The following is a 24,472-nucleotide window of genomic DNA, read 5'->3' on the forward strand; positions in this document are numbered from 1 at the left end:
TTCAGCCAAATAAAAAAGACCTGCTTCCATTAGCTGGTCTTACTTACTTGATAAAATATCAGTTATAAATCTTTCTATGTATTCCTTTAATTCTTTATCGCTATCTATTCCTGATATACCCTTTTCTGAAAAATATATTTTAGATATTATATGGTGAACAACCAAACCTACAATTCCAGAGAAAATCTCTAAATACTTATGTTTTACTATCTGAGGATTGCTGCAGCCTGTGACTTTTATAATACTGTCCTCAATCATATCCTGAACTTCTTTATCCAAATAAACCCTTTGAATTAAAGCGGGGTTATATGTTCTATCAACAGTAGCAAGACTTATAACAAGTTCTGTTACTGCCGGAAACTTAAACATAAACTCTGTAAGATTATAAGCCCACTTCACAAGCTTCTCTAATGGGCTTAAGTCGCTGTTTTTTAGAATCTCATGCTGTTTGCTGTTAAGCAAGTTAGCATAATAGTTTTCTACTTCCTTTAATAAGTTGTTTTTGTTGCCAAAGTAATAGTTAATAGCAGCTACATTTACCCCAGCTGCCTCTGTAATCTCTCTTGTTGTAACCTCTCCCTTAAATCCAAATATATCTATTGCTGCTTGCAAAAGCTTATTTTTTGTATCTAAATTTTCATTAGCCATACTCAACCCTCATTTGTGTGTATAATGGTATTTTTTACTTCTTAGCATTATGTTATCATATTGATTCAAATGGTACAATAGCCATAAAAATTACATCCCTAGCGAAGATATAAAATATTAAGAATTTTTTCATCACACTATTGTTTAATGAACAATAGTATGCTACTATAAAACTACACTATTATTCATTAAACAATAGTGTATTAAATAGGATGTGTAGGTTACGCACTATTAGGAAATATAGGAGGGTAAAAATGACAAGAAAAGAATTTTTAACAGAACTGGAAAACTCGCTGGAAGGCAAACTTCCTCAAGATGAAATCAGCGAAATACTGAATGACTACAACGACATATTTGGAAATGGTATATATGATGGAAAAACTGAAGAAGAAACAGCTATAGAGTTAGGCTCACCTGCTAAAATTGCAAGAAAAATACTTGAAGATACCCCGGAAAAACAGTTCAAATCAAACGCCGATAAGTCTTATACCGATACAAGAAATCTTGCATCTATGTCAAGCCGTTTTGGAGCCTTTGCCATAGACACAATTATTGGCACTATCATACTTGTCATCATCATGGCTGCAGCTTATATACCTTTCTTAAACCAAGAAAGGGTTATATGGAATGTGGATAATGGCGGCAGTGGTTATGAAGCTAAATTTCATAAAGATAGCAATGGTTTAACAACAAAGGTTGAAGTTCTAGATAAAAACCATAAAAATGTCTTCGAGGGCAGCAGTGAAGAATTTGTAAGCTTTATTGATTCAAACAAACTTGATATCTCCAAGGACTTTAGCATACGAAAACATGTTACAACCGTTAAAGTTCCTTTTCCCTCAAGAGTTAAATTACTAATATTTCTTACAGCGCTACTGGCTTCAAATATATTTAATTCATTTATAACCTGGAAGCTTAAGGGCTATACTATTGGAAAGAAGCTTTTTAAAATTAGAGTTCAGAAAATTGATGGATCAGCAATCTCCTTTATGGATGCCATCTTTAGAGAATTAATTATTAAATCCATTGCTAACGTAATATTATGCGGTCTCTTGAATATAGGCTCACTAATTTGGGCATCTTTAACTAGCGAGCGGAACACAGTTCACGATAGAGCAGCGAAAACAATAGTTGTTTCAGTGAGAGGATGATTTTATGGATACCCAACTTAAAAAAGGTATACTAGAGATGTGCATTTTATTTCAGCTTACAAAAAATGATATGTACGGCTATGAAATAATGAAAATAATAAAAGATGTTTTTCCTGATGTTTATGATGGCTCTATATATGCTATCTTAAGGCGTCTCAATGCTGATGGGCACACGGAAACCTATATGAGAGAATCAACAGGTGGACCTCAAAGAAAGTATTATAGAGTTACTACTGAAGGAAAAAATTACTGCCTAAGCGTCATAGAGGAATGGAATATGCTGAAAAACAGCGTAGAAACCTTAGGAATATAGTTATGATAAGGAGATAGCTAAAAGCCATCTCCTTACCTATTAGAAAACACCTTGTCTACACCTTTAGCTAGCCCCAAAGCAATTTTGTTTTGATAATCGCTTGAATTTAATAGACTATCCTCAGTTGGATTTGATAAAAACCCCATCTCTACCAGCACCACTGGAACCCTTGACCAATTAAAACCAGTAAGATCATTTCTTGTTACAACGCCTCTATCTTGCATATTAGCTTCTTCTACTAAGGTCTTTAATATGGTTTCTCCATATTCCCTGCTTACTTTTGCAATACTTTTTGCATATCCAGCTTGTCCAGGAACAAGCATTGAAGCACCTTTAATTGAGCTACTTGTTGATGAATCAGCATGAATTCTTATAACCAAATCTGCATTGTTCTTATTTCCAATTTCAGCTCGTTCTATATTTCCTACAGTTTGCGTATCACTAGTTCTAGTCATAATAACAGTGTACCCTTCTTTTTCCAAAAGCTTCTTAAGCTTCTGAGAAACCTGAAGTGCTATAACATGCTCTGGAGTTTTTGATTTTACCCCTGTAGCTCCACTTACATTTTTAGGTTTCAGTTCATTTGAATCCGGTGAAACCTTCTCCTTTTCAGAACCTGATCTTCCTCCATGCCCTGCATCTACGACAATAACTTTATTATTTTTTTTTGCTTGTTTAGTATTAGTGTTGGTATCCTTTGGCTTTTCGTTTTTCACATCAACTTTTGAGGAAGCCTCCTCAGTAGACTTATTTTCAGAACTATTATTTTTGTTTATATCTTCTTTGGCTTGAGAGTTCTCCTTGTTCTGTGTTCCATCTTTAACTTCAGCAGTGTTACTTTGTGACTGACTAATTCCTTCTGATAGGACGCTGTTATTTACCTTCCCATTCGTATCGTTTGATACAGCTCGGCTACACCCTGACATTGTGAATACTATAAACAAAATACCCACTAAGCAATTAATAAATTTTCTATACATTTTTTCTCTCCTTCTCACAACAGCAACTAGCAGTTTAAATACGCTAGTTGTTATATATTTTTAAAATTTCATATAACTTTTCTCTTATATTTTCAACTAGCTCAAATGGCTTTTTAACAATTGCATCTTTGCCATAAGTAATAAAGTAATCTGAAAAAAAGTATATATCCTTTTTCGTAATGCTTCCACTCAAATATCCTGTTCCATCTTCACGTTTAGTAAGCTTAATATTTGACCAATTTACTGTTTGAAATTTTTCTACACCTTTTTTACTTAACTCTACATATAGCTTAAGAGTCTCTTTATCATGGTCCAATATCAAATAACGATTTTTCAAAGTTATATTGGATAAGTCAATAGGTTTCGTATCTTCATCAGCTGTTAAAGCTTTTATGCGGTCACATCTGAAAACCCTATAATCTTTAGTTGAGAAGCAGTAAGAGGGACAATACCATTTCCCTTCATTTGCATAAATGCCTATTGGCTGAATACTTCTTCTGCTGATTTTTTCATTTACTTCATAGCTTATTACGATAACCTTCTGTTGGATTGCTGCATCTAAAAGCTGCCTTAAGAGGGGTATCTCCTCCTGTTGGTAAACTGCCATAAAATCAACTCTATCTTCTAATCTATCTATTGCATCTCTGATATCTCCAGAAAGATTTAAATAAAATTTCTTTTTGATTGACTCGTACTCAATTTTAAATGGAAGAGAGGTATAATGTTTTAACGCATGGATCATGAAAAATATTGATATTGCCTCATCTTCACTAAATGCAATAGGAGGAAGAATTCTTTCTTTTAGTATATGATATCCACCATGCGGTCCCACCTCAGAATATAGAGGAACTCCCATTTCGCTTAGTTCTTGCAAATCCCTTAAAATAGTCCTTTTAGAAACTCCAAATTCTTGAGCCAGTTCACCAACAGTAAATCTTTTTTTCCTATTAACCATCATTATCATTTCATTTAATCTTTTTGCTTTTGACATTGCTACCTCCAAAATGACTATGACATAGTTTGTCACTATTATATTATACAATAATAAATACATTAGTAATAACACATACTTAATTTTGTGTAAAAAAATAATATTATAAAGGAGATGTATATTATGTCATGCCAACTTGTTTCTTATATTCTAATGAACGGAAGAGCAAAAGAAGCTATTGAATATTATCAAAATGCATTAAATGCAAAAGTTCTTTTTGAACAAACCTTTGGTGAAGGACCAAAGGATGATGTGATTAAGATGAAAGAGGATGAGTTAAATCTTGTTGCACATTCAGTATTGAAGATTGGTGAAAATAAAATTATGATTGCTGATATTATTCCTGAGCTCCCATTTCAAAATGGAACCCAGGTTTCAATTTGTATAACAACTGACGATATTGAGGAAGCTAAACAGTTTTATGAAAACTTAAAGAAAGAAGGCACAGTCCTTATTGAACTTAATGAAATCTACTTCAGCCCTGCATATGGTATGGTAACTGATAAATTCGGAGTTACTTTTCAAATTTATACTAATAGACAATAAATATAATTAGAGGGTCTCTTTTTAGACACCCTCTTAATCTATTTTTATAGCTATAATCATTTTTTACATAATAAATTCTGCTTTATTTGGAGCGATGATAGTTTTGTCATACTCTTTCAATTGAACTAGTAGTATGGTTTTTCTTAGCTTTTACTACATTTCTACTAATCTATGCGCAGGCAAAGCTTGCCTAAATAATGTTTGCTTAGAGCTATATGAGCTTCATAGGCGTCTTTAAGTAAGAAAACTTGGTCAATGTGGCATTTTAAAATACCTTGTTTTACAAAATCATTAAGTCTATTTATTATATCTGAATCTGGCTCACCATTATATTCAACTATGCTAACCTCAGAGTGAGCCTTAGGTACTGGATATATTCCATTTGGGTAGGCAATGTTCCCTCTAGTACGTACACATTTAGATGCTATTTCAGCTATTTCACCACCAGTTGTAATTAATGCAGCATCAAAGCCTGCAGGCGCAAATGATTTGGCTGCTAATAATATATCATCTTTATATCCATCCACAACAGTGTCAATTCCAAGACTCCTAACCATATCAACACCATCGTCCCCCGAAGCAACAGCAAAAACTCGAGCGCCTTTGTTTTTAGCAATTTGCACAGCCAAATGTCCTACTCCTCCACTAGCTCCAACAATTATTATAGCTTCACCTTGTTTAAGTTTTAGGATATCTTCAAGCCCACGTAGTGCAGTGATTCCAACCCCTAAAATTGCACTTGCCTCCTTGATTGTAATACACTCTGGAATGTGAGATACATACTTGGACTCTACAACAACATACTCAGAATAAAAACCTCCTTTAGGATTAAGAAATCCTGAAGCATAAACCTTGTCTCCAATATTAAAACCAGTGACATTACCTCCAGTACGGACAACTGTTCCAGCTCCTTCAGACCCTACAACATATGGGAAGTTTGGCTTCATTCCAAGCATTTCTGCATATCCACCTTCACGTTCAAAGATATCCCATTGACCCACACCAGCATATTCAACTCTAATTAGGACATCCTCAGGTTCAACGTCAGATACAGGGATATTTCTCATAACTAATTCACTAGGTCCGCCAAATCTATCAAGTACAACAGCTTTCATATACTTACCTCCTTGTTAATCTTCTAAAAATAGTATATCGTTAAATCATGACAATAGCTGTCATGATTTAACACTAGGAGATAATGATATGTCAAAAACAAAACTTTTATTTGATCTTATTATGTATGTTAATAACAAACGTAATTTTACTGCGCAGGAAGTAGCTTACGAGTTTAATATTTCTGTAAGAACTGCTCATAGATATCTCTTGGAGTTAAGTGAAATGGGTGTCCCTCTCTATACAGAGCCTGGTCGCAATGGCGGCTATAGAATACTAAACAATAGAATGCTATCACCTGTTATTTTTGATGAAGATGAGGCATTTTCTATATTTTTTGCTTTTCAATCTTTAAAATATTATCAATCACTGCCCTTTGATATTAATATTAATTCTGTTTCAAGAAAACTATACGCTAATCTTCCTAATGATTCTAGAAGAAAAGTAGATCAGTTAGGCTCTGTTCTTTCATTTTGGAATAATAAAAGAGGTATTTCATCTCCGTTTCTAATAGAAATAATTGAGGCAGCTATGGATAATCAAATACTTCACATCCAGTATATTTCAAAATCAGAAAATACCATAAAGAAAATAGTCCCCATAGGTGTGTATGCATATAATGGTTTCTGGTATATGCCTGCATTGGATTTGCATCATAATAAAATAAGGCTTTTTAGAACGGATAGAATTTTATCCTTAGAAAATACTGATGAAAAGCTCAATCCTCAAATAACCTTAATAGACTGGTTGGATAGCCATATAAAAAACGTACCAAAGGATCCAGTCCGATTATATGTGAAGCTTACACGGGAAGGGATACGACAATGCCGAAGCCAGCCTTGGCTTGAGAATCATATTATATTAAGCGATGAAAACCATGGATATATCGACACAATAATAGATAATAGCGACTTAGATTTTGTTTCTATATACTTTTATCAGCTGGGTACTGCCGCAAAAGTGATTGAGCCGAGTGAAGTTATAGATAATGTTCGTAAGCAATCTCAGGATATTTTACTTCATTACTCATAATTGTCTTCTGCAGCCTAATCCGGATATATACTGAGTATACAAAAAGCATGCTGACTATACGCAGCACGCTTTTTGTATTGATTTAATTATCTAATTTACTTGATAATTTCATAACCGTTTATAAAAGATTGGAAGTAGTGTTGCTTATAACTTAAATTTATTCAAAGCACCAACTATTTCTATTGTCATATTGCTTAATTCGAAAGCAGTGTCTGTTACATCCTCTGTTGAAGATTCCATTTCCTCTGCACTAGCGGCAATTTCCTCTGCACTTGCTGCTACCTCCTGTGAAACAGCAGATGCAGTTTCAAGTTTTTGTATAATAGCATCCTTTTGTTCTTGTATAGAACTCATAGATTCACTGGCTTCTCTAATTTCAGGATTCATCTCTTTAATTGCCTTTATAATTTTGTTGTAAGAGCTTGCAGCTACACCTATAGTTTTCAATTGCTCCGACATTTCCAGACCCACCTGGTCAGAAGTGTTAATCATTATATCTGTCTCATTAGAAATCAGCTTAACGACAGAATTTATATTTTCAGATGAGGCTTTACTTTGTTCTGCAAGCTTTCTTATTTCGTCAGCCACTACCGCAAATCCCCTGCCAGCTTCTCCAGCTCTAGCCGCCTCGATTGAAGCATTTAATGCCAACAAATTTGTTTGGTCAGCGATTGCATTTATTAGGCTTGATATCTCATCAATTTTATTTATACTAGTTCCTACGTTGTTTATTTTTTTTGCAAAATCACTGAACATTTCATGAATCTTTTGCATCGACTCTATTAGGTTATTCATTTTGCTATTGCTATCTTCAGCCATTTCTCCAACATTGATTGAGCTAGATGCTACGCTAGACATAGCTTCTATAACCTTTTCCAATTGCTCATTAAAATCGTTAAGCATCATGTTTGTATCAATAATCTCGTTTGCTTGTCCGCTTGTCCCATGTGCCACATCTTGAATTGTTTTTGAAACATTTTCTGCTCCTAGTGACATTTCCTTAGATACTGCACTTAGCCCTTTAGACTTATCCTCAAGAGCTGAAGCTTGGTTTTTTATAAGTTCTATCATGCCTCTGATATTTTCTATTGTCTTATTTAAAGCCTTTTTCATTTGAGCAAATTCATTTTTTTCATCTATAACTACAGAAACAGATAAGTCTCCAGAAGCTACAGTATTTAAATTTGCAATAGCTGCTCGAATGGCTCTCATAACAGTTGCAGTTACTATGTATCCAAGTAATAATATTGCAGCTATTATGATGACAGTGATATAAAATACCATTCTGATTTTTGATTGATACACCTTATCACTGCTGGAATTTTTATCTGCTGCCAACTTTTCATTATACTCCCTTAATTCAACAATATTGTTCTCAATTTTGTCTCCTAACATAGCAAGTTCGTCACTTAATTGTTGTTGAGATTTATCTTTGTCCCATGAAGCAATATACTTATTTATGTCTTCATTAATTTCTGCGACTTTATTTTTCTCATATTCATCTAGCTTTGTTGCTTCATATTCCCTTAATTTACCTACTGCTTTTTCATAGTGTTCTTTGATTTCCTGCTCGTATTTAGCGTCGTTTTGCAGCATTGCTTTTTCTGCATTTAGCCTAACTGCTAAAAAGTCTCCTCTTGCAGCAGCAAGTCTTGAAATACCAATCAAATTATTCTGGTACATATCAGTCATATTTTTATTTACGGTATAAATTCCTGATAATCCAAGAAAATTAGTTAATGCAACAGATATAAGTGAAAAAACTCCTAGGAAAATTATTATTGTCTTGATCTTAAAATTCTTCATAAACTTAAACACTAATTATCACTCCCTATATACTGACTTTAAAATTTCTACTATGCTTTTATGCTATCCCAATATACCCGCCATACTTTATCAACTTCTTCTTTACTTGGTATTCTGTTGCTCGTTATCAGTTCGTAAATATATCCATTTAAATTGCGATAAAATGTTCTAGATAAATCATCTGAAGATAAATTTCTAAATAGGCCTTCTTGTATACCCTTTTCAAACAAATTAAACAAATAAATTGATGCTATACCTTTCCACTCTTGAAGCTCAGACTCAATTTTGCTTTGAACACCATATACAGGATAAATTAAGTGCCTATACAAAAATCTTGAATAAAGATTATGCTCTCTAAAAAACTCCATTGAAATGCTAAACAAATTATATATTTGTTCTTCCACATCTCTAGCTCCGTTTTGGCTCAAAGCTTTATCTTTCTTTATCTCATACAATTCTCTAGCCTCTTTGTATAAGATAAAAAATATTTCTTCTTTAGACTTAAAATAAAAATACAAGGTAGAAGATTTTATTCCAACCTCATTTGCAATTTCTCTAGTAGTGGTAGCATAATAACCCTTTTCATTAAACAAGATAAGTGCGGTCAATTTAATTCTAGACAGTGTATCAACCTCTGTATTCAAAATTCAATTTCTCCCTTCAAACTTAATCTAGCTACTTTGAAAGCTCTCATCTAACTCCTTCTAAGCCTAAAGCAAATTCGCAGCCTAAGTATATGCTCTCAATCGCTTTTGCAGGCAAAGGCTTACTATAATAGTATCCCTGAATTGCATTGCAACCCATGCGTTCTAATAAATCTACCTGCTCCTTGCTTTCAACTCCTTCAGCTATAACATTAAGCTTAAGCTTTTTACCAAGCATAATTATTCCACTTACTAGTTCTCTTGAGGTACTATCAAAAACTATATCGTCCAGGAAACTTTTATCAATTTTAATAGTATCTATAGGCAACCGTTTTAAATAACTTAAGGAGGAATATCCAGTTCCAAAATCATCTAAGGCAATTTTTATGCCTGAGCTTTGTGTAAGCTGAAGTATTTCAGCAATAGACTCATATGATGATACCATCATACTTTCAGTAACTTCTATTTCAACTAAATTGGGTGGTATATCAAATTCCCTTAATATGCTCTTTAAATTATCTAAAAATCTATAGCCTTGGATTTGCTTTTGCGATACATTTATAGCTACCGTATAATAATAACCTTTAATAATCCACTCTTTGATTTGCCGACATACCGTCCGAATAATCCAATCGCCAAGCTCAATGATAATTCCTGTCTCTTCTGAAATTGGTATAAACTCTGAAGGTGGTACATTTCCCAACTCTTCATTTTTCCATCTGAGTAATGCCTCAAATTTCAAAACTCTTCCCGATTTTGCTTCTACCTGCGGTTGATAGTAAACTTCTAGCTCATTTTTAGAAGCGGCACTCCTGAGATTATTACAAATCATAATCTTTCTCAAAACCTCTTCCTGTAATTCCTCATAGTAAAAGGCAACTTTATTTACACCATCTTTTTTTGATTTATATAATGCTAAATCAGCCTTTTTCAATACTGTTGTCAAGCTATCAGCATTATTTGAATATATAGCTGCACCTATACTCATATCAATGTATATACTCTTTCCAGATATAAAAAGGGGCTTTTTAAATATACTAAAAACTCCTTCGCAGAAGGAGTTTACTTGGTGCCACACTGATAGACGAGGCAGAAAAACGATAATTCCATCCCCTGTTCCTCTACAAACTATAGAATCAATAGTAACAATACTGTTCAGAAGATATGCTGCATTCTTTAACACCTCTTGTCCAATTTCATATCCATATGTGTTTTTTATTATGCTAAAGTCATATATTTCAATAATTAAAAATGTACCTTCATGATATTTGTTATTTCCATTGCTAGGAAACAACCTTTTAAGATGACTTATATCTGAAAACCTTGTCAATTTATTGTTATGCTGGATTTCCCTACATTGGCTCATTAATTTACATATGTTCATTTATGCAATCCCATCCCTATGATTTACCCCTGCTACCGTATTAATATAAAAAGCCTTCTATAAAAGCATCATAATAATCATCTTTCTATATTTGCAGATATAATTAACCTATCTATCAATTGATAGGTATATTAAAAATTATATTATATAATAAGTGTATTTTCAACCATATATAGCTATTTTTTGTTGTTTTACCCTACTATACGACAATATTTAACACTTTTTTGATTTTTTGTACTGATATATTTGTAAAAAATTAAATTTCCATTATTCTTCTTCATACAAGGAACTACTCTACCTAAGCTTTATTAAGGCTTCCACTTACCAGGAAATTCAGACCACTAACATGCAAATTATAGAAACTTTATGTAATAAAAGGTATTCTATAGTAAAGGAGGGTGGTAAGCGTGAAAGTAGAAATCCACTATGTAAATTCTCTAGAAGAGGAATGTGCAGTTCTTGAGATTTGTGAAAATCATCCTGGAATTATAAAGCTTCAGGAAATAATTCAAAAGGGCACCTATCAGACTCTCACTATTCCTTGTTTTCTTAGAGAACAGATATATTCAATTTCTTGTGAACACATTTTGTACTTTGAAACAATCCAAGATAAGCTGTTCGTGCACACTGGCAGTAAAATGTACGAGGCAAAGAAACGTCTTTATGAACTGGAAGAAATCCTTTCTGAACATTTTGCGCGTATATCTAAGTCGGTAATAATTAACCTTGAACACGTAGAATATTATAGTCCCTTGGCAAATGGTTTGATGAAAGCAACCTTTTATAATGGTGAGGAGACGTATATTTCCAGAAAATATCTCCGCCTTCTCAGAGCAAAGATTGGAGGTAAAAAGTTATGACAATCGAAGATAAAAAGGATATAACAATAAAAGGAGCCATTCTTGGTTTTATATTGTTTGTAAGCATGCTTATTAATTTGTTAATAAGCAAAGACATGGAGCACTTACTAATCGTTGGAACCTATCTTGTTCCAATTATAATTGGTTATGGTCTTCTGGGTATGTTTATACGATGGATGAGATATAGAAGTACCCTAAGAAGAAAAGAATTTTCTCTGTTCTCAGGCCCAGCCATACTTTATTGGGTAGAAATGCTTTGCATAATCTTTATGGTTTCTGCTTATTTTATTCCTCAGGTGATTAGGTATATAGTCCTTACAAATGCTGCAGCACTATTTCTAATTTGGTATCTAGATTATTTATATCTAAAAAACGTTGCTAAAGAATTGAACTCAGGTTTAGGATACTCTAGACGTATCTTAGTTGAAGATCTTCGATCAAGACCCCATTCAGAAGATATGTTTATGGATGAAATTGAAAACTACTGCAAGAAGAATCATCTTTCCTTAGATGTCTTGGAATATGGGCTTCCAGCTAAGATTAAAATGAATAACACTTTATATACAGTGAAATTAGGACAATACTATACTCTGATGGGCACTATCGTATATACCTTGGAATTCCGTAATATTGTATCTAAATAGCATTAGCTAATATAATTTCTTAATGGTTTCAGACTAGCTAAAAAATATCCTATAGATTGTCATAATGAAAAATCGGTCTATAGGGTATTTTTTTAGATAATTTCTTACCTTTCACAAATAACCTATTTCATAAATTCCATATTTACCTTCTTCAAATTCCCTAACCTAGAAATTATGAGAAAAAACAAGCAATTATTCGAAACAACGAGATTGCTCATACATATCAGTTAAAACAAGGCAACAAGTGCAAAAATAGATACTTCATTAACTTGTTATATGGTTTATAATACCCTATAATATTATTACAGTAATCACTTAGCTTCGTTGTTTTAATATCCTATATGGAAGATAATAAAATATATTAATTAAGAGGGGTATGGATATGTGGTCTAGAAAAGAATTAAAAGACAAAGCAAAAGCTGTTTTAGGAGAAATCTATTGGAGTGCTTTTGGAATCAGTATAGTCATTGCGTTGGCAACCGGTAGTGGTTGGAGTAGTAGAAATAACTCTCGCTCTAGAAACTCAGAACAATCTTTGCTTCATAAAATCTACAACGGCGATTTTGTAAATTGGAAGCTTGTAACTATAGTTTTATTTGCTGCTGCATTGTTAATTGCTTTTCGTATCTTCTTCGGATATTTCTTAGAAGTAGGTGGAAGACGATTCTTTATTAAATCTGCTCAACATGTAGATAATAAAAAGTGTTTTAGCTTTGCTTTTAACGAAGATAACTATATGGGAATATTAAAGACAATGCTATTAACAAATATTTTTGTTTTCCTTTGGAGTTTGCTTTTTATCGTGCCAGGTATCATTAAATCCTATTCCTATAGCATGGTACCATATATCCTTGCAGACAACCCAAATATTGGCGCTAGGGAAGCCATTTCTTTAAGTAATAAAATGACTATGGGCCATAAATTTGATATGTTTATATTAGACTTATCATTTTTAGGCTGGTATATATTAGGTGCAATAGCTTTAGGTATCGGTGTTCTGTTTGTAATGCCTTATGAAAATGCTACAGATGCAGAGCTATATTTAGTGTTAAGAAAAAATGCTTTAGAAGCTAACTTATGCGCTCGAGAAGACTTATTGCTTGATCAATCAAATTTATATGAAAATAAAAATATATGGTAAATTAATTTTCACAAAACAAAAAGGCTTCACTAAAAGCCTTTTTTGTTTAAAAAACAATATAACCAATGTTAGACTACTTAAAAATTGGAAAGCTTAGCAGCAGTAAACACTCTCTTCATAGGCTTTAAAAGATATATAGCTGATAAGAATGTTACTAACCCATTCCCTAAAGATACTTGAAAGCCTAATAAAAGTCTAGCAATAAACCCTTTATAATCTAGCCCTGCGCTAAGCATAAAAGGCAGGTCTATTAACGTACCGCACATGAAAGCTAGTATAAATCCTAAACCAGCCATATAATACTCATTTTTAAGTTTATTCTTAAAAAATGAGTATATGAGAACGTACTGAGGAAATACAATTAAATAAGCCAAGCTCCAGGGTGCTATGCCTTCAGTCAGCATAACCAGCAAACAAAATACTATAACTGAAAGCCATGCTTCTTTTCTATCAACATATACTCCATACATCATAATAGTAAAATTAACCCATTCTGCATATAGTATCATGCCACCTATACGATGTATTATATAAAGCATTGTTGCAAGTAACGCTATTCGTGTTAGTTCTCGAGTTTTCATATTATTTTCCTACATTCATGTTGCTTGTAAATACTAAATTTATCTCGTCCTTATCATATAATACGAGTTGATCAGCCCCCGGCGCCTCTCCAACCTTCATTTCCTTATTCTGACTTGGGGATTTGTAGCCATACATCCACCATGGGCCTTTAGCCATATCCTCTGTTTTAACTCCACCTATAGCTTCAATAAATCTTCCATATTTAGAAGTTTGCATATCTACTTTAAGTTCATCCTTGTACTGAATAAGAAAGTCGCTTAGATTAGCAGCATCAGTCTTATACTTTTTATTCTCTACTATAGTCTTCTTATTCACTTCATCTTTAATAGTAATAATAATTGTCTTGTCTCCTTTTTGTCCTCCAGTAAGCTTACCTAAAACTAAATACCCTCCAACAAATATTAAAATTGCAAGTAGGGTTACACCTATTTTGATTTTACTTCCTTTATTCATATTAATAACTCCTTTCAATAAAAAAACTCCTCTATAAGAGGAGTTGTAGTGACTAAAGCTACATTACTATATAAGCAGCACATTTAATACACAAATTCCTCCTTTCCCTCCGAAAGTGAATAATTATAGCTTCAAGGCAGGTCTCCTGGCTTATGGCTTATTCATTTGATACACCTTCCCATAGTTTCCTACAGTGGCATAACGACCAAACATCACCATATACAGTAGCGGGGGCTGCAGCGTTTTACGCATTTCCCTATTAAGTCCAACGGACGCCAAAAAGTTTTATTCAGTTTTATTTTGTCAAATTTATTATACATCCTGAAAAAGGATTTTACAATAAAAATTCACTGCTTTGTTGCACTATAATATTTAGCAATTCGACTTTATATTGTTCATTTTATAACTTAAAATTCTTAGCTAATTCATACAGCTTGTGGGCTAACTCTGCTTGAGTTTGAGCTGTAACTGCTATCTGCTCCATACCTGAGGTTGCTTCACTCACTCCAGATTTAATATTTTCAGAACTTTCACTAGAACTTTGCGCCTCCTGCGCCATCCCTTCGATAGCAGAGCTCACTTGCTCCATTGTTGCATTTATTTCACCTGACATAGAAGCAATATTTTCTGAGATATTTGAGTAGAAGTCCGCATCCATATAATAATCATTACCTATCTCAGCAAATTTAATGATTTGAGGATTTATATCTTCGCTTATGAAATTCAACACTTCAAAGCTGTTATCTTTTAAATCTTGAAAGGCTTCACTAACCTCTTTTATAGTCTTTTGTATTTCAACTACAGCCTCAGAAGATTGCTCTGCAAGTCTTCTAACCTCTTCAGCAACCACAGCAAAGCCTCTGCCCTGCTCACCAGCTCTGGCTGCCTCTATAGCAGCATTTAGAGCAAGCAGGTTAGTCTGACTTGAAATACTTGAAATAGTGTCTGCCATTACTTTTATATTTTCAACCACTTCTGCTCTTTTTAGAGCTTCTCTTATATTAGAATCCTTTAAACTATGAAGGTCTTGAATTCGCTTAATTGATTTACTGCTGTTTTCTTTTATTTCCACAGCCTTATTTTTAATACTCTCTGCCTTTTGACTTCCTTCAAGTGCTTGCTCTGAAAGTACCTGAATACTGGAATTTACCTCTTCTGTACTAGCAGAAACTTCCTCACTTCCTGCACTCGCTTCCTGAGTAGATATAGCTATGGTATAAGTTTCTTTATTAATATCTTCAAGCCTTGCGGTCATCTCTTGAACTGTTGCAGAAAGTTCCTGACTGCCTGAATTTATATCCTTTATAGTGTTGAGAACCTCACCTATAAGCCCTCCTACTTGCTTCTGTGACTCATTAAGGGCTTTGCCTATCTGTCCAAACTCATCTTTTCTAGTTAGTGAAATAGGAGTTGAAAAATCTCCAATTTTCATTCTTTCGGAAAAAGCCTTTATCAAATTAAGAGGTGTAATAATATGTTTTATGTTTAACAGGGTAAGTACAGTACCAAATATAACGGCTATAGTAAACATTACAAGGAAAAAGATAACACTTTTTTTGTAATAAGCCTCATTTTCATTTTTTATTATCTCAGCATCTTTTACGTTATAATCAGACAATTCTTTTAGATTATTTTGAAATTCACTTAGACTGGCTTCCAAGACTTCAAACTTTTCTAAGGCTTGATCAGCTTGGCCATTCATCGCAAGATTTATAACTTCTTGTCTCTTCGCAGAGTATTCGGTCCATTTCTTCTCTATTTGTGGAATTAAATCTGTCTCATACTTATCTAGCTCAGAATCTTTATATTGCTTAAAATTATCCTCAAACTTTTCTACTCTTACTTCAATATCTTTTAATCTCTCATCTTGAGAAGCTTTGTCACCATGATGAAGTATTATAAAATACATGTCCGCTTCAATTGCTCTCGTTTGATTTCTGTTATCATTAAGCCACTGTATTGCTTTTAAGTTATTACCATACATAGAACTGATCTCGGAATTAAGCCTTGACATGATTAGATAGCCTACTCCTGAAATGGAAATGACGAAAAACATGAGTGTAAGTGATAAAGCAAAAATTTTATGCTTTACCTTAAAATTTTTAAACATAAATATTCCTCCTATGAAGTATTCCTATCAGTAAATTAGGTTAGCTTATATTATACAGAGAAACAAATATGTCTTCAAGGGAACTTAAAGGAAATGGCTTGCTAAGTTATTGCTGTAAAAAATAATATAAATACAAAATGCAGCATTTATTATTAGTTTTCTTTTTGTAACTTATTCTAAGCTATGCTTTAAATTTAAAGCCATATTAAACTAGTTAATACGGCTTCTCATGAAAATATTTATATACAATTTGTTCTAATACTAAGCCTTGCCTGCAAAGCCTTTCTTACGCCAATTGCCTCTCTGGTAGAAAATTAAAGTTATAACAGCTCCCATTGTCCAAGAAACAAGCAAAGAAATAAAAGTAGATTCTGGTCTTCCTGTTGGATAAGCTGCACTTCTTGTTAAATAAGCAATACCATAAGCTGTGGGAACACGAAGAATTATAGTAGTAATAAGAGAAATCCACATTGGTGTCATAGTATCCCCTGCGCCACGCATAACTCCAGATAGACTCTGTGTTACTGCTACTGCAATATAGCCTACTGCAAGAATTCTCATCATAGACATGCTTAAATCCACTAGCTCTTTTGTATCCGTGAATACTGCCATAATATATTTACCAAAGATTAAAATCAAAATAGTTATTACAGTAGAAACTATAACGGCAATTCTTGTACCATCTTTTGTTCCCTTTACTACTCTATCCAGCTTTTTTGCTCCTATATTTTGTCCTGCATAAGTTGTCATTGCCGCACCAAAGCTAAAGTTTGGCATCATTGCAAATCCGTCTACACGCATGATGATTACATTTGCAGCTATAACCATTTCACCAAAGCTATTAGTCAAGGATTGTACTACAATCATAGCAAGAGAAAATATAGCCTGTGTTATACCTGATGGCAACCCAAGCTTTATAAGCTTAGAAGTATACTTCTTATCAAGCTTTAACATCTTTAAGTTCAAGTCAAAGGTACTGTTCATTCTCATTAATTTAATAAAACACAGCACTGCAGATATTGCCTGTGCTATAGCTGTGGCTAAAGCAACACCCGCAACACCCATATTAAGCCCTGCAACGAACCATATATCGAGTCCTACATTTAAAACTGTAGAAACAAGCAAGAATACAAGAGCTGATAAAGAATCCCCAAGTCCTCTCAAAATTCCAGATAAAATATTGTAGTAAGCAAAGCCTGCTATACCTACAAAAATAATAACCAGGTAATCCTCACACCAATCAATAATGGTGCTTGGCGTATTAAGTAAGGAAAGCAATGGACGGGTTACTAACGGCCCAATTATCATAATTATTATGGACGCTATAGCTGTAAGTGTTATACATACACCAATAGTACGGGACAGCTTTTCTCTCTCCTTGGCCCCAAAATATTGAGAAACCATAATTCCAGCACCAACGGAAATTCCTACAAATAGCACAAGCAGGAGATTTAATATAGGACCTGCGCTGCCAACAGCAGCCAATGCATTATCACCTACATATCTACCGACAACAATAGAGTCAGCAGTATTATAAAATTGTTGAGCAATATTACCAATAAGCATTGGTATTGAAAATTCAACAATACGTTTCCAAGGCGTACCCTCGGTCATGTCCTTTGGTGAAAAAAGTTGTTTAAGTTTAGCCATTCACTACCTCCCTGATATTTAACAGTTTATTTATGTCACTATATAATTATAGCTTATCTGTACTTTTAGACAAGCTAACTAGAAAGATTATTTTTTCTGTATCAAAAGCTTATAATAATAACTTTTCTAAATAATCCAGAGTATGTAGTGAAAAAGAAGCTTAAAATAGAAAATGCTGAGAAACTTATAGCTTCTCAACATATCATTTACTATTCTATTTGTTTATTCACATAAACATATTAAAAATATATATCCGAAAACTCAATTTTTACTTTTTCAAAATTATTTTCTGCTTTTTCAGTGCAAGCATGTTTCTCGAGGCAATCTAAATCTTCCTGTTCCTTAACGGTTATAATTGGAAGAGTAATAATAAATTCAGTTCCCTTGCCAGTTTCTGATTTAACTGCAATGGAGCCTTCGTGCATTTCTACTAGAAGCTTAACCAACCATAAGCCTATACCGCTTCCTTGCCTTTTTCTTGCATGGGATTTATCAACTTGCTTAAATCGTTCAAATATTACTTTCTGTTCCTTCTCACTCATACCGATGCCGCTGTCTTTAACAGATATCACAATATTGTTATCTACCTCATGAACCTTTACGAGTATATTTCCTCCAGGTTCAGTAAACTTAACAGCGTTTGAAAAAAGATTCAGCATTATTCTCTCTATCATATCAGCATCGCAAGCCATAATTCTTTCCTCAACATCAGTATCGAATATAAAGTCAATGTTTTTTTCCTTTATGTAATTAGCTACGGATAAAGAAATTTCCTCTACTACATTTACTATGTTGTAGTTTTTCATGTTTAATTCATAGAAAGATGTACTGATTTTGCTAGAATCAATTAAATTATTAACTAATCTTAATAAACGATAACTGTTTTGTTTTATCATTTGTGAAGTTTTTGCTATTTCCTCAGCAAAGTTATCATCCTTATGTTTTTTTTCCTTAAGCAGTAAAAGCTGAATTGAGGAGAGTATTATGTTAAGCGGCGTCCTTAATTCATGAGATATATTAGCAAAAAACTCATTTTTCATTTCATCTTGCTCAGCTGCTATATGCTGGATGTTATTGAAAGCATTTACCAAATCGCCTATCTCATCATTTGAAACTACCGGTATATCTTTTCTGTCTCTGATGCTTTTAATTTTACCGATTTTCATAAGGCTGTCTGCAACTTGAGATACATCCTTAGATATGGTGTCTGAGAAAAAGTAAATTACTAATACACTTACTAACAGCATGAAAACTAGGGCTATAAGAAGAGCTTTCACAGTATCAGGAGATTCAACATGAAAAATAACACCTGCTGCTACCTTGTCACCATTTATGCTTACACTCTTTACAATTCCCTGGGTTTCTAAAGTATACCCATAAACCTTATAACCATCTATAGGCTCTTTTATAAGGTTAATTAAATAATCTGGATAAGTCGTATTATCCGAGGTAATGATTTGACCATTTGCTTCAACAACGAAGCAGGAGTTTTCTATGCCTTGGAACTTCACATCCTTTAATGCTTCAAAAAGATGTGACGAGCTTTTAATGTCCCCTGAATTTTTAAGTATGTCATCAACCTTTATTCTAAAGCTTTCTTGGAGCAAGCTGCCTTTCTCATCAATTAATTTTGAATAGCCAAGCAGTGAAATTATGATAATAGATGTAATTATCATTGGTATAATCTGTAATAGTATCTTAGTTCTAATATTAACTCTAAACCCCTCAATTTCTTGTCCCATATATGTATCGTACAAAATGCTAGAATATATGTGTCTAGAAAAGGTATGGGTAATTATTGCAGAAAGAAAACAAAAACTAAATACTACCCCTGTAACTTCCAAAACTATTATGTAAGAATAGCCAAGCAGAAAAAAACCTGTCAGACCGGTTAGAAATGCAACTGCTGCTGGAATTGTTATTTGAACAACATAGATTATATAAGGCAAATTCATGCACTTTTTTCTTATGCTTTTTATATTAGCTGAGTTTTTATCATCTAATGACAACAGCTTGTACTTATTAATATCTCTAAAAAGAACTATTATAACAATTGTAGTTAATCCAATTACCGCAATAGTGGCTACTATAAACTGCATATCATAGCTAAAGCCTATCTTTCTGCTATTCTCTTTTACATGTTTTTCATAACCCAGCAATATCGGTATTAGTTTATAAAGTGTAGCTGATGTAATTAAAATAACAGTATTATAAATCACTACAATTGATAATAAACTGTATTTTATAATGTACTTACTTATAAAACCTGTTAATCTATTCTTCTGATTGTTGAAAAGACTGAGCTTTGTTTTCGTTTTCATATCACTGCTCCTTTCGAAATACTTGAAAATATTCTGCCTGATATAAAAATTCTACAAACATCTATATAATAATTATTTTAGGCTAACATAATACATTATAAATATTATTCTACACTTATTTTATTTATTTGTATAACGTATTAGTAAAATTAAGTTGATTTCTGGCAATTTTACAAAAAACAAAGCAAAATCCTTTGATATTGCACAAAAAAACTGTGAAGTCTAAACCTCACAGTTTCTTATCATTTTATAGTAGCTTTTTCAAATTATAAGAACATTATCATTGATAACACGAACATAAATATAACTCCACCAATCATTGGAACAGAAGTTCTTTTTACGATTTCCAAGGCTGGTTTCTTTGTAGTACCTGCAACTATTACTACAACCGCTGCAACTGGAGAAACTGCTCTCATAAGGTTACCCGCTAGTCCCATTGGAACTGAAAGTGCAATAGGATTGATTCCAGCTGCTTCAGCAAGAGGCACCATTAATGGAACCATTGCATAGAATAAAGCTGTTCCGCTTCCAGAAAGAAGTACAATTACTAATGTCAGTACTACTAATATAAGTGGCAGAATTATTCCCATGCCTGTACCTTTAGTAGAGGTCATTGCTGCTTGTAAAGTTTTTATTAATCCTATGGACTGTAACCCCTGTACAAACACGCTTGCAGCTACTAGTAAAGCTACTATTGATATTCCGTTTGCCATTCCCTTAAAGAAGCCCTCTGTATCATCTAAAACCTTTTTATTTCCTGTGTATCTAATTAATTCACAGATAATAGCAACTATAAAGCTTACTATTGATGCTACTTCTACAGATAATACTACTTTTGATTTTGTAAGATACATAACTATAAGCAGTAATATTGGTAGTAAAGGAAGTAAAGCATAAACTGTCTTAAATAATGCAGAGCCTTTAACCTCTTCTATATTTTGAACTTGAATTTCTTCGTCTACCATAGAATTTAAAGCTTTTTTATCCATATACTTTTGCCAGAAATAGTGCAATACTGCCATTACGAATAAAGTAGGAACTGATACCAACGCGTGATAATTTATTACATAGTCAGTTACTGACATACCTGAAAATGCAGAAAACTTCGCAAGTTCCTTAGCTACAGCAACATTATCTGCTCCAAGAGGAGTTGGCATTACAGTTGCAGTTGTTGCTATAACTGCCGCAGCTGTTAATGTGCTCATTCCTGATTTCTTTAATACTGGATATAAAGTAGCTAACAATATAATAGCTAAGTTAGACGCACTAGGAACAACTAATGAAAGCATGTTTCCTATTAAAAATACTATTGGAACTAAAATATATGCTGATTTAATCTTGGATATAGGTTTAGTTAAAACACTAACAGTAACATCATTTGCTCCGATTTTACTCATGTAGGCAGCATATCCGCCTAATATTAGTATTACAAAGCCTGCTCCATTTAAGGTTGATTTAAAAATATCTGCAGTAACCTTTAAAGGATCAAGTATCCAGGACTTAGTTGAAGCAAAATCTTTAATGCCTAGACCGTTACCCATTGCAATAGCGATATAAAGAAGTATAATTCCTGTAGCAAATAAAGTAATCTTAATGTCCATTTTCTTTATCAGCATGTAAACTACTAATACAACCGCTATAATTGCTGATGCGTACATAATAAAATTATTCATAATACTATTTCCCCCTCACTTTTTATATACATTTTTTTATTGAATTTAAAAACCACTCTTTAAAAGTCTCCGGATTTATTTCGGTACATACTTTAGCATTAGGTTCCATTTTTAAATATCCCTTTAAATCTACTATAGTACATCCTAGTGTTAACGGACTTTGAGTTTCTACATCTATATATGTGTCAGTTAGCTCATACATTTCAGGACATAGTAAGTATGCTATAGCACAGCTGTCGTACATCTTAAGTCCAGTTTTAAAGCTGCCGCCTCTATACTTTTGGAACAAGGAATACATCATGTCACCAGTTTTACCAAAGGTTTTTATCTTTTCGCTATCCTCTGGATAAACTAACGCCTTAAGGCCCATGTCTAAGCCTGCCATTACAAGCTTCACTCCACTAGAAAATACAATCTTAGCAGCCTCAGGATCAGTGGCTATATTGAATTCTCCCATAACTGTTTTGTTTCCTCTTGTTAAAGAACCGCCCATAAATACTATCTCATCAATGTTTTCTTTAACTTCTGGATACATTTTTAATAATAGAGCAATGTTTGTAAGCGGCCCAATAGCTGCAATGGTTACAGGAGTATCGCTTTCAAGAATGGTGTTTCTCATTGCATTTACAGCATGCTCCTTAATAAGATTGCTGCGGTTTGGTTCACCGAAATCATAACCATCCATTCCTGATGCCCCGTGAACATTTTTAGCATCATCAAACTTTTGGATTAGAGGTTCGTTTACTCCTTTTGCTACAGGTATATTTTTTCCGAAGAAGGTTAATAACTTTAGTGTGTTATCAGTAACCAAATCCACACTAACATTTCCAGCTACAGTAGTTATGAGCTTCACATCCAGTTCCTCTGAGAAAAGAGCTATTGCAATAGCTATTGCATCATCAATGCCTGGATCCGTATCAATAATTAACTTCCTTTTATTTTCCATAATATATCCTCCTCTATATTATTTAAAAAATTTGTTTACTTCTTCACTGGTAGGAATAGATATTTGTGCACCCTTTTTTGTAACAGTTATAGCTGATACCTTTGTAGCATACTCCAAGGCTTCTCTTAAAGAACTGCCAAAGGAAAGCTTAGCTGCCATTGCTCCTATAAAAGAATCCCCAGCTGCTGTTGAATCTACAGTGTCTACCTTATAGGCTTCAATTTTAATAGTTTCCTCTGGAGCTACCGTTACACTACCATCTTTTCCTAAGGTAATAACCACATTTTCTGTTCCTTTATTCCTTATTAGCTTTCCTAAATTTTCGCAATCCTTTAAAGTTTTAGGATAAACTCCTGTCAGCACTTCGCATTCACTCTGATTTAGAACAAGTATATCGATGTATTTATAGGCTTCTTCTGGTATAAGCTTTGCAGGTGCTGGATTCAATATAGTCTTCATGCCAATAGTCTTTGCATATTCAAGCAACATTATTGTAGTATTAAACTCATTTTCAAACTGTGTTATGAATAAATCTTCCTTGCTTGAAATATCGTCCAGCCTATCCTTTACAAAATTAAAATCTAGAGAAAAGTTTGCTCCAGGGTTTAATATTATTCGGTTATCATTATTGCTGCATATAATCATTGCTGAGCCAGTATATTCATCCTTTTGAACCTTTATAGAATCAGTATTAATACCATAGCTTTTTAGAGATTCCAGTATTTGATTTCCAAAGGTGTCTCCCCCTATGCTTCCTATCAAAACTGTTTCAGCACCAGACTTTGCTGCTGCCACTGCCTGATTGCCGCCTTTACCACCGGTATTTATTAAAAACTCATGGCCATGGATGGTTTCACCTTCATTTGGCATCCTGTCCACTCTAATTGTAAGATCAATATTAAGACTTCCTGCTACAACGACTTTTTTCATGTTAGCTTAACCTTCCTTCTATTCAGACATATCATTCCTGATCCAAAATTCTCATTTGGTCTTCTAACAAACCCAAATTTCTCGTAGAACGCCTCAGTATCAGGCATGGCCATCAAAGCAATATATGGATTCTCACAAGAACATGATTCTATATAGTCAAGTAAATCATTAATAACCATAGCTCCAATGTGTTTGTTTCTATAATCAGGATGAACTACAACATCCTTTATGAAGAATGCTATTCTTCCATCTCCAACAATTCTGCCAATGGCTACCGGCTTTTTATCATCATAAACTACAACACTGTAAAGTGTATTTTTTAGTGCTTCAATAATGTCGGCCTTCTCATAGATTGGCATATTTGCATATCTTCTTATACTATCAAATATTTCCCAAGTTAAACCGTTCTTTTCAAGCCTCATCTAATCACCTCTTTGATAAAACGTTTTATCTTTGTTTATATAATACAACCTTCTGTAAACATTGTCAATATAGAAGTAAATCGTTTTATCATCTTTTTTGAAAGCAATTTTTGGCATTTTAAATACTGCTAA

General features: G+C 33.4%; 23 protein-coding genes and 1 riboswitch. Of the genes, 7 read left to right on the plus strand and 16 right to left on the minus strand.

The window, feature by feature from the left end; genetic code table 11:
• Positions 1-39: 39 nt before the first annotated feature.
• Entirely contained in the window at positions 40-648 is a 609-nt protein-coding gene (locus tag NBE98_RS06665; RefSeq protein WP_250813855.1) for a TetR/AcrR family transcriptional regulator, read from the minus strand.
• A gap of 254 nt (positions 649-902) precedes the next feature.
• Here NBE98_RS06665 and NBE98_RS06670 point away from each other — a divergent pair, with 254 nt between their 5' ends.
• On the plus strand, positions 903-1,799 hold the full coding sequence (locus NBE98_RS06670; protein WP_250813858.1) for an RDD family protein: 897 nt from the start codon (positions 903-905) through the stop codon (positions 1,797-1,799).
• Between the two features lie 4 nt (positions 1,800-1,803).
• The gene (locus NBE98_RS06675) at positions 1,804-2,112 is read left to right on the plus strand and encodes a PadR family transcriptional regulator (RefSeq protein ID WP_250813865.1); all 309 of its coding nucleotides are present in this window, start codon (positions 1,804-1,806) and stop codon (positions 2,110-2,112) included.
• Between the two features lie 32 nt (positions 2,113-2,144).
• Here NBE98_RS06675 and NBE98_RS06680 read toward each other — a convergent pair whose 3' ends face one another.
• Complete coding sequence (locus NBE98_RS06680) at positions 2,145-3,092, minus strand: N-acetylmuramoyl-L-alanine amidase family protein (protein WP_250813866.1); 948 nt, start codon at positions 3,090-3,092, stop codon at positions 2,145-2,147.
• Positions 3,093-3,135: 43 nt separating this feature from the next.
• Entirely contained in the window at positions 3,136-4,083 is a 948-nt protein-coding gene (locus tag NBE98_RS06685) for a helix-turn-helix transcriptional regulator (protein WP_250813868.1), read from the minus strand.
• Between the two features lie 123 nt (positions 4,084-4,206).
• Between NBE98_RS06685 and NBE98_RS06690 the strand changes: the two genes are divergently transcribed.
• Positions 4,207-4,629, plus strand: coding sequence for a VOC family protein (locus NBE98_RS06690; protein ID WP_250813872.1), 423 nt, complete (start codon positions 4,207-4,209; stop codon positions 4,627-4,629).
• A gap of 164 nt (positions 4,630-4,793) precedes the next feature.
• On the opposite strand, the gene NBE98_RS06695 is transcribed toward NBE98_RS06690, so the two are convergent.
• Positions 4,794-5,744: a quinone oxidoreductase family protein gene (locus NBE98_RS06695; protein WP_250813875.1), complete on the minus strand. Its 951-nt coding sequence runs from the start codon at positions 5,742-5,744 to the stop codon at positions 4,794-4,796.
• Between the two features lie 88 nt (positions 5,745-5,832).
• Here NBE98_RS06695 and NBE98_RS06700 point away from each other — a divergent pair, with 88 nt between their 5' ends.
• A complete protein-coding gene (locus NBE98_RS06700) occupies positions 5,833-6,774 on the plus strand; it encodes a helix-turn-helix transcriptional regulator (protein WP_250813879.1) in 942 nt (313 codons plus the stop codon).
• Positions 6,775-6,918: 144 nt separating this feature from the next.
• Here NBE98_RS06700 and NBE98_RS06705 read toward each other — a convergent pair whose 3' ends face one another.
• The 3 genes from NBE98_RS06705 to NBE98_RS06715 are packed head-to-tail and all read right to left on the minus strand — an operon-like array spanning position 6,919 to position 10,608.
• Positions 6,919-8,592 carry a methyl-accepting chemotaxis protein gene (locus NBE98_RS06705; protein ID WP_250813886.1) on the minus strand — a complete coding sequence of 558 codons (1,674 nt, stop codon included), beginning with the start codon at positions 8,590-8,592 and terminating at the stop codon, positions 6,919-6,921.
• 38 nt (positions 8,593-8,630) lie between these two features.
• Positions 8,631-9,224, minus strand: a complete 594-nt coding sequence (locus NBE98_RS06710) for a TetR/AcrR family transcriptional regulator (protein WP_250813890.1) — start codon at positions 9,222-9,224, stop codon at positions 8,631-8,633.
• A gap of 46 nt (positions 9,225-9,270) precedes the next feature.
• Entirely contained in the window at positions 9,271-10,608 is a 1,338-nt protein-coding gene (locus tag NBE98_RS06715; protein WP_250813892.1) for a putative bifunctional diguanylate cyclase/phosphodiesterase, read from the minus strand.
• Positions 10,609-11,015: 407 nt separating this feature from the next.
• On the opposite strand from NBE98_RS06715, the gene NBE98_RS22515 reads away from it, so the two are divergent.
• The 3 genes from NBE98_RS22515 (at position 11,016) to NBE98_RS06730 (ending at position 13,253) form a co-directional block, all read left to right on the plus strand.
• Positions 11,016-11,468 carry a LytTR family DNA-binding domain-containing protein gene (locus NBE98_RS22515; RefSeq protein WP_250813894.1) on the plus strand — a complete coding sequence of 151 codons (453 nt, stop codon included), beginning with the start codon at positions 11,016-11,018 and terminating at the stop codon, positions 11,466-11,468.
• On the plus strand, positions 11,465-12,112 hold the full coding sequence (locus NBE98_RS06725) for a DUF4318 domain-containing protein (RefSeq protein ID WP_250813902.1): 648 nt from the start codon (positions 11,465-11,467) through the stop codon (positions 12,110-12,112). Before NBE98_RS22515 ends, NBE98_RS06725 begins: the two co-directional genes overlap by 4 nt.
• Before the next feature lie 382 nt (positions 12,113-12,494).
• Positions 12,495-13,253, plus strand: a complete 759-nt coding sequence (locus NBE98_RS06730; RefSeq protein ID WP_250813906.1) for a DUF975 family protein — start codon at positions 12,495-12,497, stop codon at positions 13,251-13,253.
• Between the two features lie 77 nt (positions 13,254-13,330).
• Here the strand turns inward: NBE98_RS06730 and NBE98_RS06735 are convergent, their stop codons facing one another.
• From NBE98_RS06735 to NBE98_RS06775, 9 genes are all read right to left on the minus strand, one after another.
• Positions 13,331-13,834 (minus strand): hypothetical protein, encoded by a 504-nt coding sequence (locus tag NBE98_RS06735; protein ID WP_250813908.1) that lies wholly within the window; start codon positions 13,832-13,834, stop codon positions 13,331-13,333.
• Position 13,835: 1 nt separating this feature from the next.
• Positions 13,836-14,288 carry a hypothetical protein gene (locus NBE98_RS06740; protein WP_250813913.1) on the minus strand — a complete coding sequence of 151 codons (453 nt, stop codon included), beginning with the start codon at positions 14,286-14,288 and terminating at the stop codon, positions 13,836-13,838.
• 118 nt (positions 14,289-14,406) lie between these two features.
• Positions 14,407-14,583, minus strand: a riboswitch (cobalamin riboswitch).
• A 105-nt stretch (positions 14,584-14,688) separates the two neighbouring features.
• Positions 14,689-16,398: a methyl-accepting chemotaxis protein gene (locus NBE98_RS06745; RefSeq protein ID WP_250813917.1), complete on the minus strand. Its 1,710-nt coding sequence runs from the start codon at positions 16,396-16,398 to the stop codon at positions 14,689-14,691.
• Between the two features lie 261 nt (positions 16,399-16,659).
• Positions 16,660-18,048 (minus strand): MATE family efflux transporter, encoded by a 1,389-nt coding sequence (locus tag NBE98_RS06750; protein ID WP_250813920.1) that lies wholly within the window; start codon positions 18,046-18,048, stop codon positions 16,660-16,662.
• Positions 18,049-18,287: 239 nt separating this feature from the next.
• Positions 18,288-20,369 (minus strand): sensor histidine kinase, encoded by a 2,082-nt coding sequence (locus NBE98_RS06755; RefSeq protein WP_250813921.1) that lies wholly within the window; start codon positions 20,367-20,369, stop codon positions 18,288-18,290.
• A gap of 266 nt (positions 20,370-20,635) precedes the next feature.
• A complete protein-coding gene (gene dcuC / locus NBE98_RS06760) occupies positions 20,636-22,042 on the minus strand; it encodes a C4-dicarboxylate transporter DcuC (protein ID WP_250813923.1) in 1,407 nt (468 codons plus the stop codon).
• A gap of 22 nt (positions 22,043-22,064) precedes the next feature.
• Positions 22,065-22,988: a ribonucleoside hydrolase RihC gene (rihC, locus tag NBE98_RS06765; RefSeq protein WP_250813925.1), complete on the minus strand. Its 924-nt coding sequence runs from the start codon at positions 22,986-22,988 to the stop codon at positions 22,065-22,067.
• 18 nt (positions 22,989-23,006) lie between these two features.
• Complete coding sequence (rbsK, locus tag NBE98_RS06770) at positions 23,007-23,918, minus strand: ribokinase (protein WP_250813927.1); 912 nt, start codon at positions 23,916-23,918, stop codon at positions 23,007-23,009.
• Positions 23,915-24,340, minus strand: coding sequence for a GNAT family N-acetyltransferase (locus tag NBE98_RS06775; protein WP_250813929.1), 426 nt, complete (start codon positions 24,338-24,340; stop codon positions 23,915-23,917). The genes rbsK and NBE98_RS06775 overlap by 4 nt, the downstream gene beginning before the upstream one ends.
• Between the last annotated feature and the right edge of the window lie 132 nt (positions 24,341-24,472).

This window comes from Clostridium swellfunianum (assembly GCF_023656515.1).
GTDB classification, from domain to species: domain Bacteria; phylum Bacillota; class Clostridia; order Clostridiales; family Clostridiaceae; genus Clostridium_AT; species Clostridium_AT swellfunianum.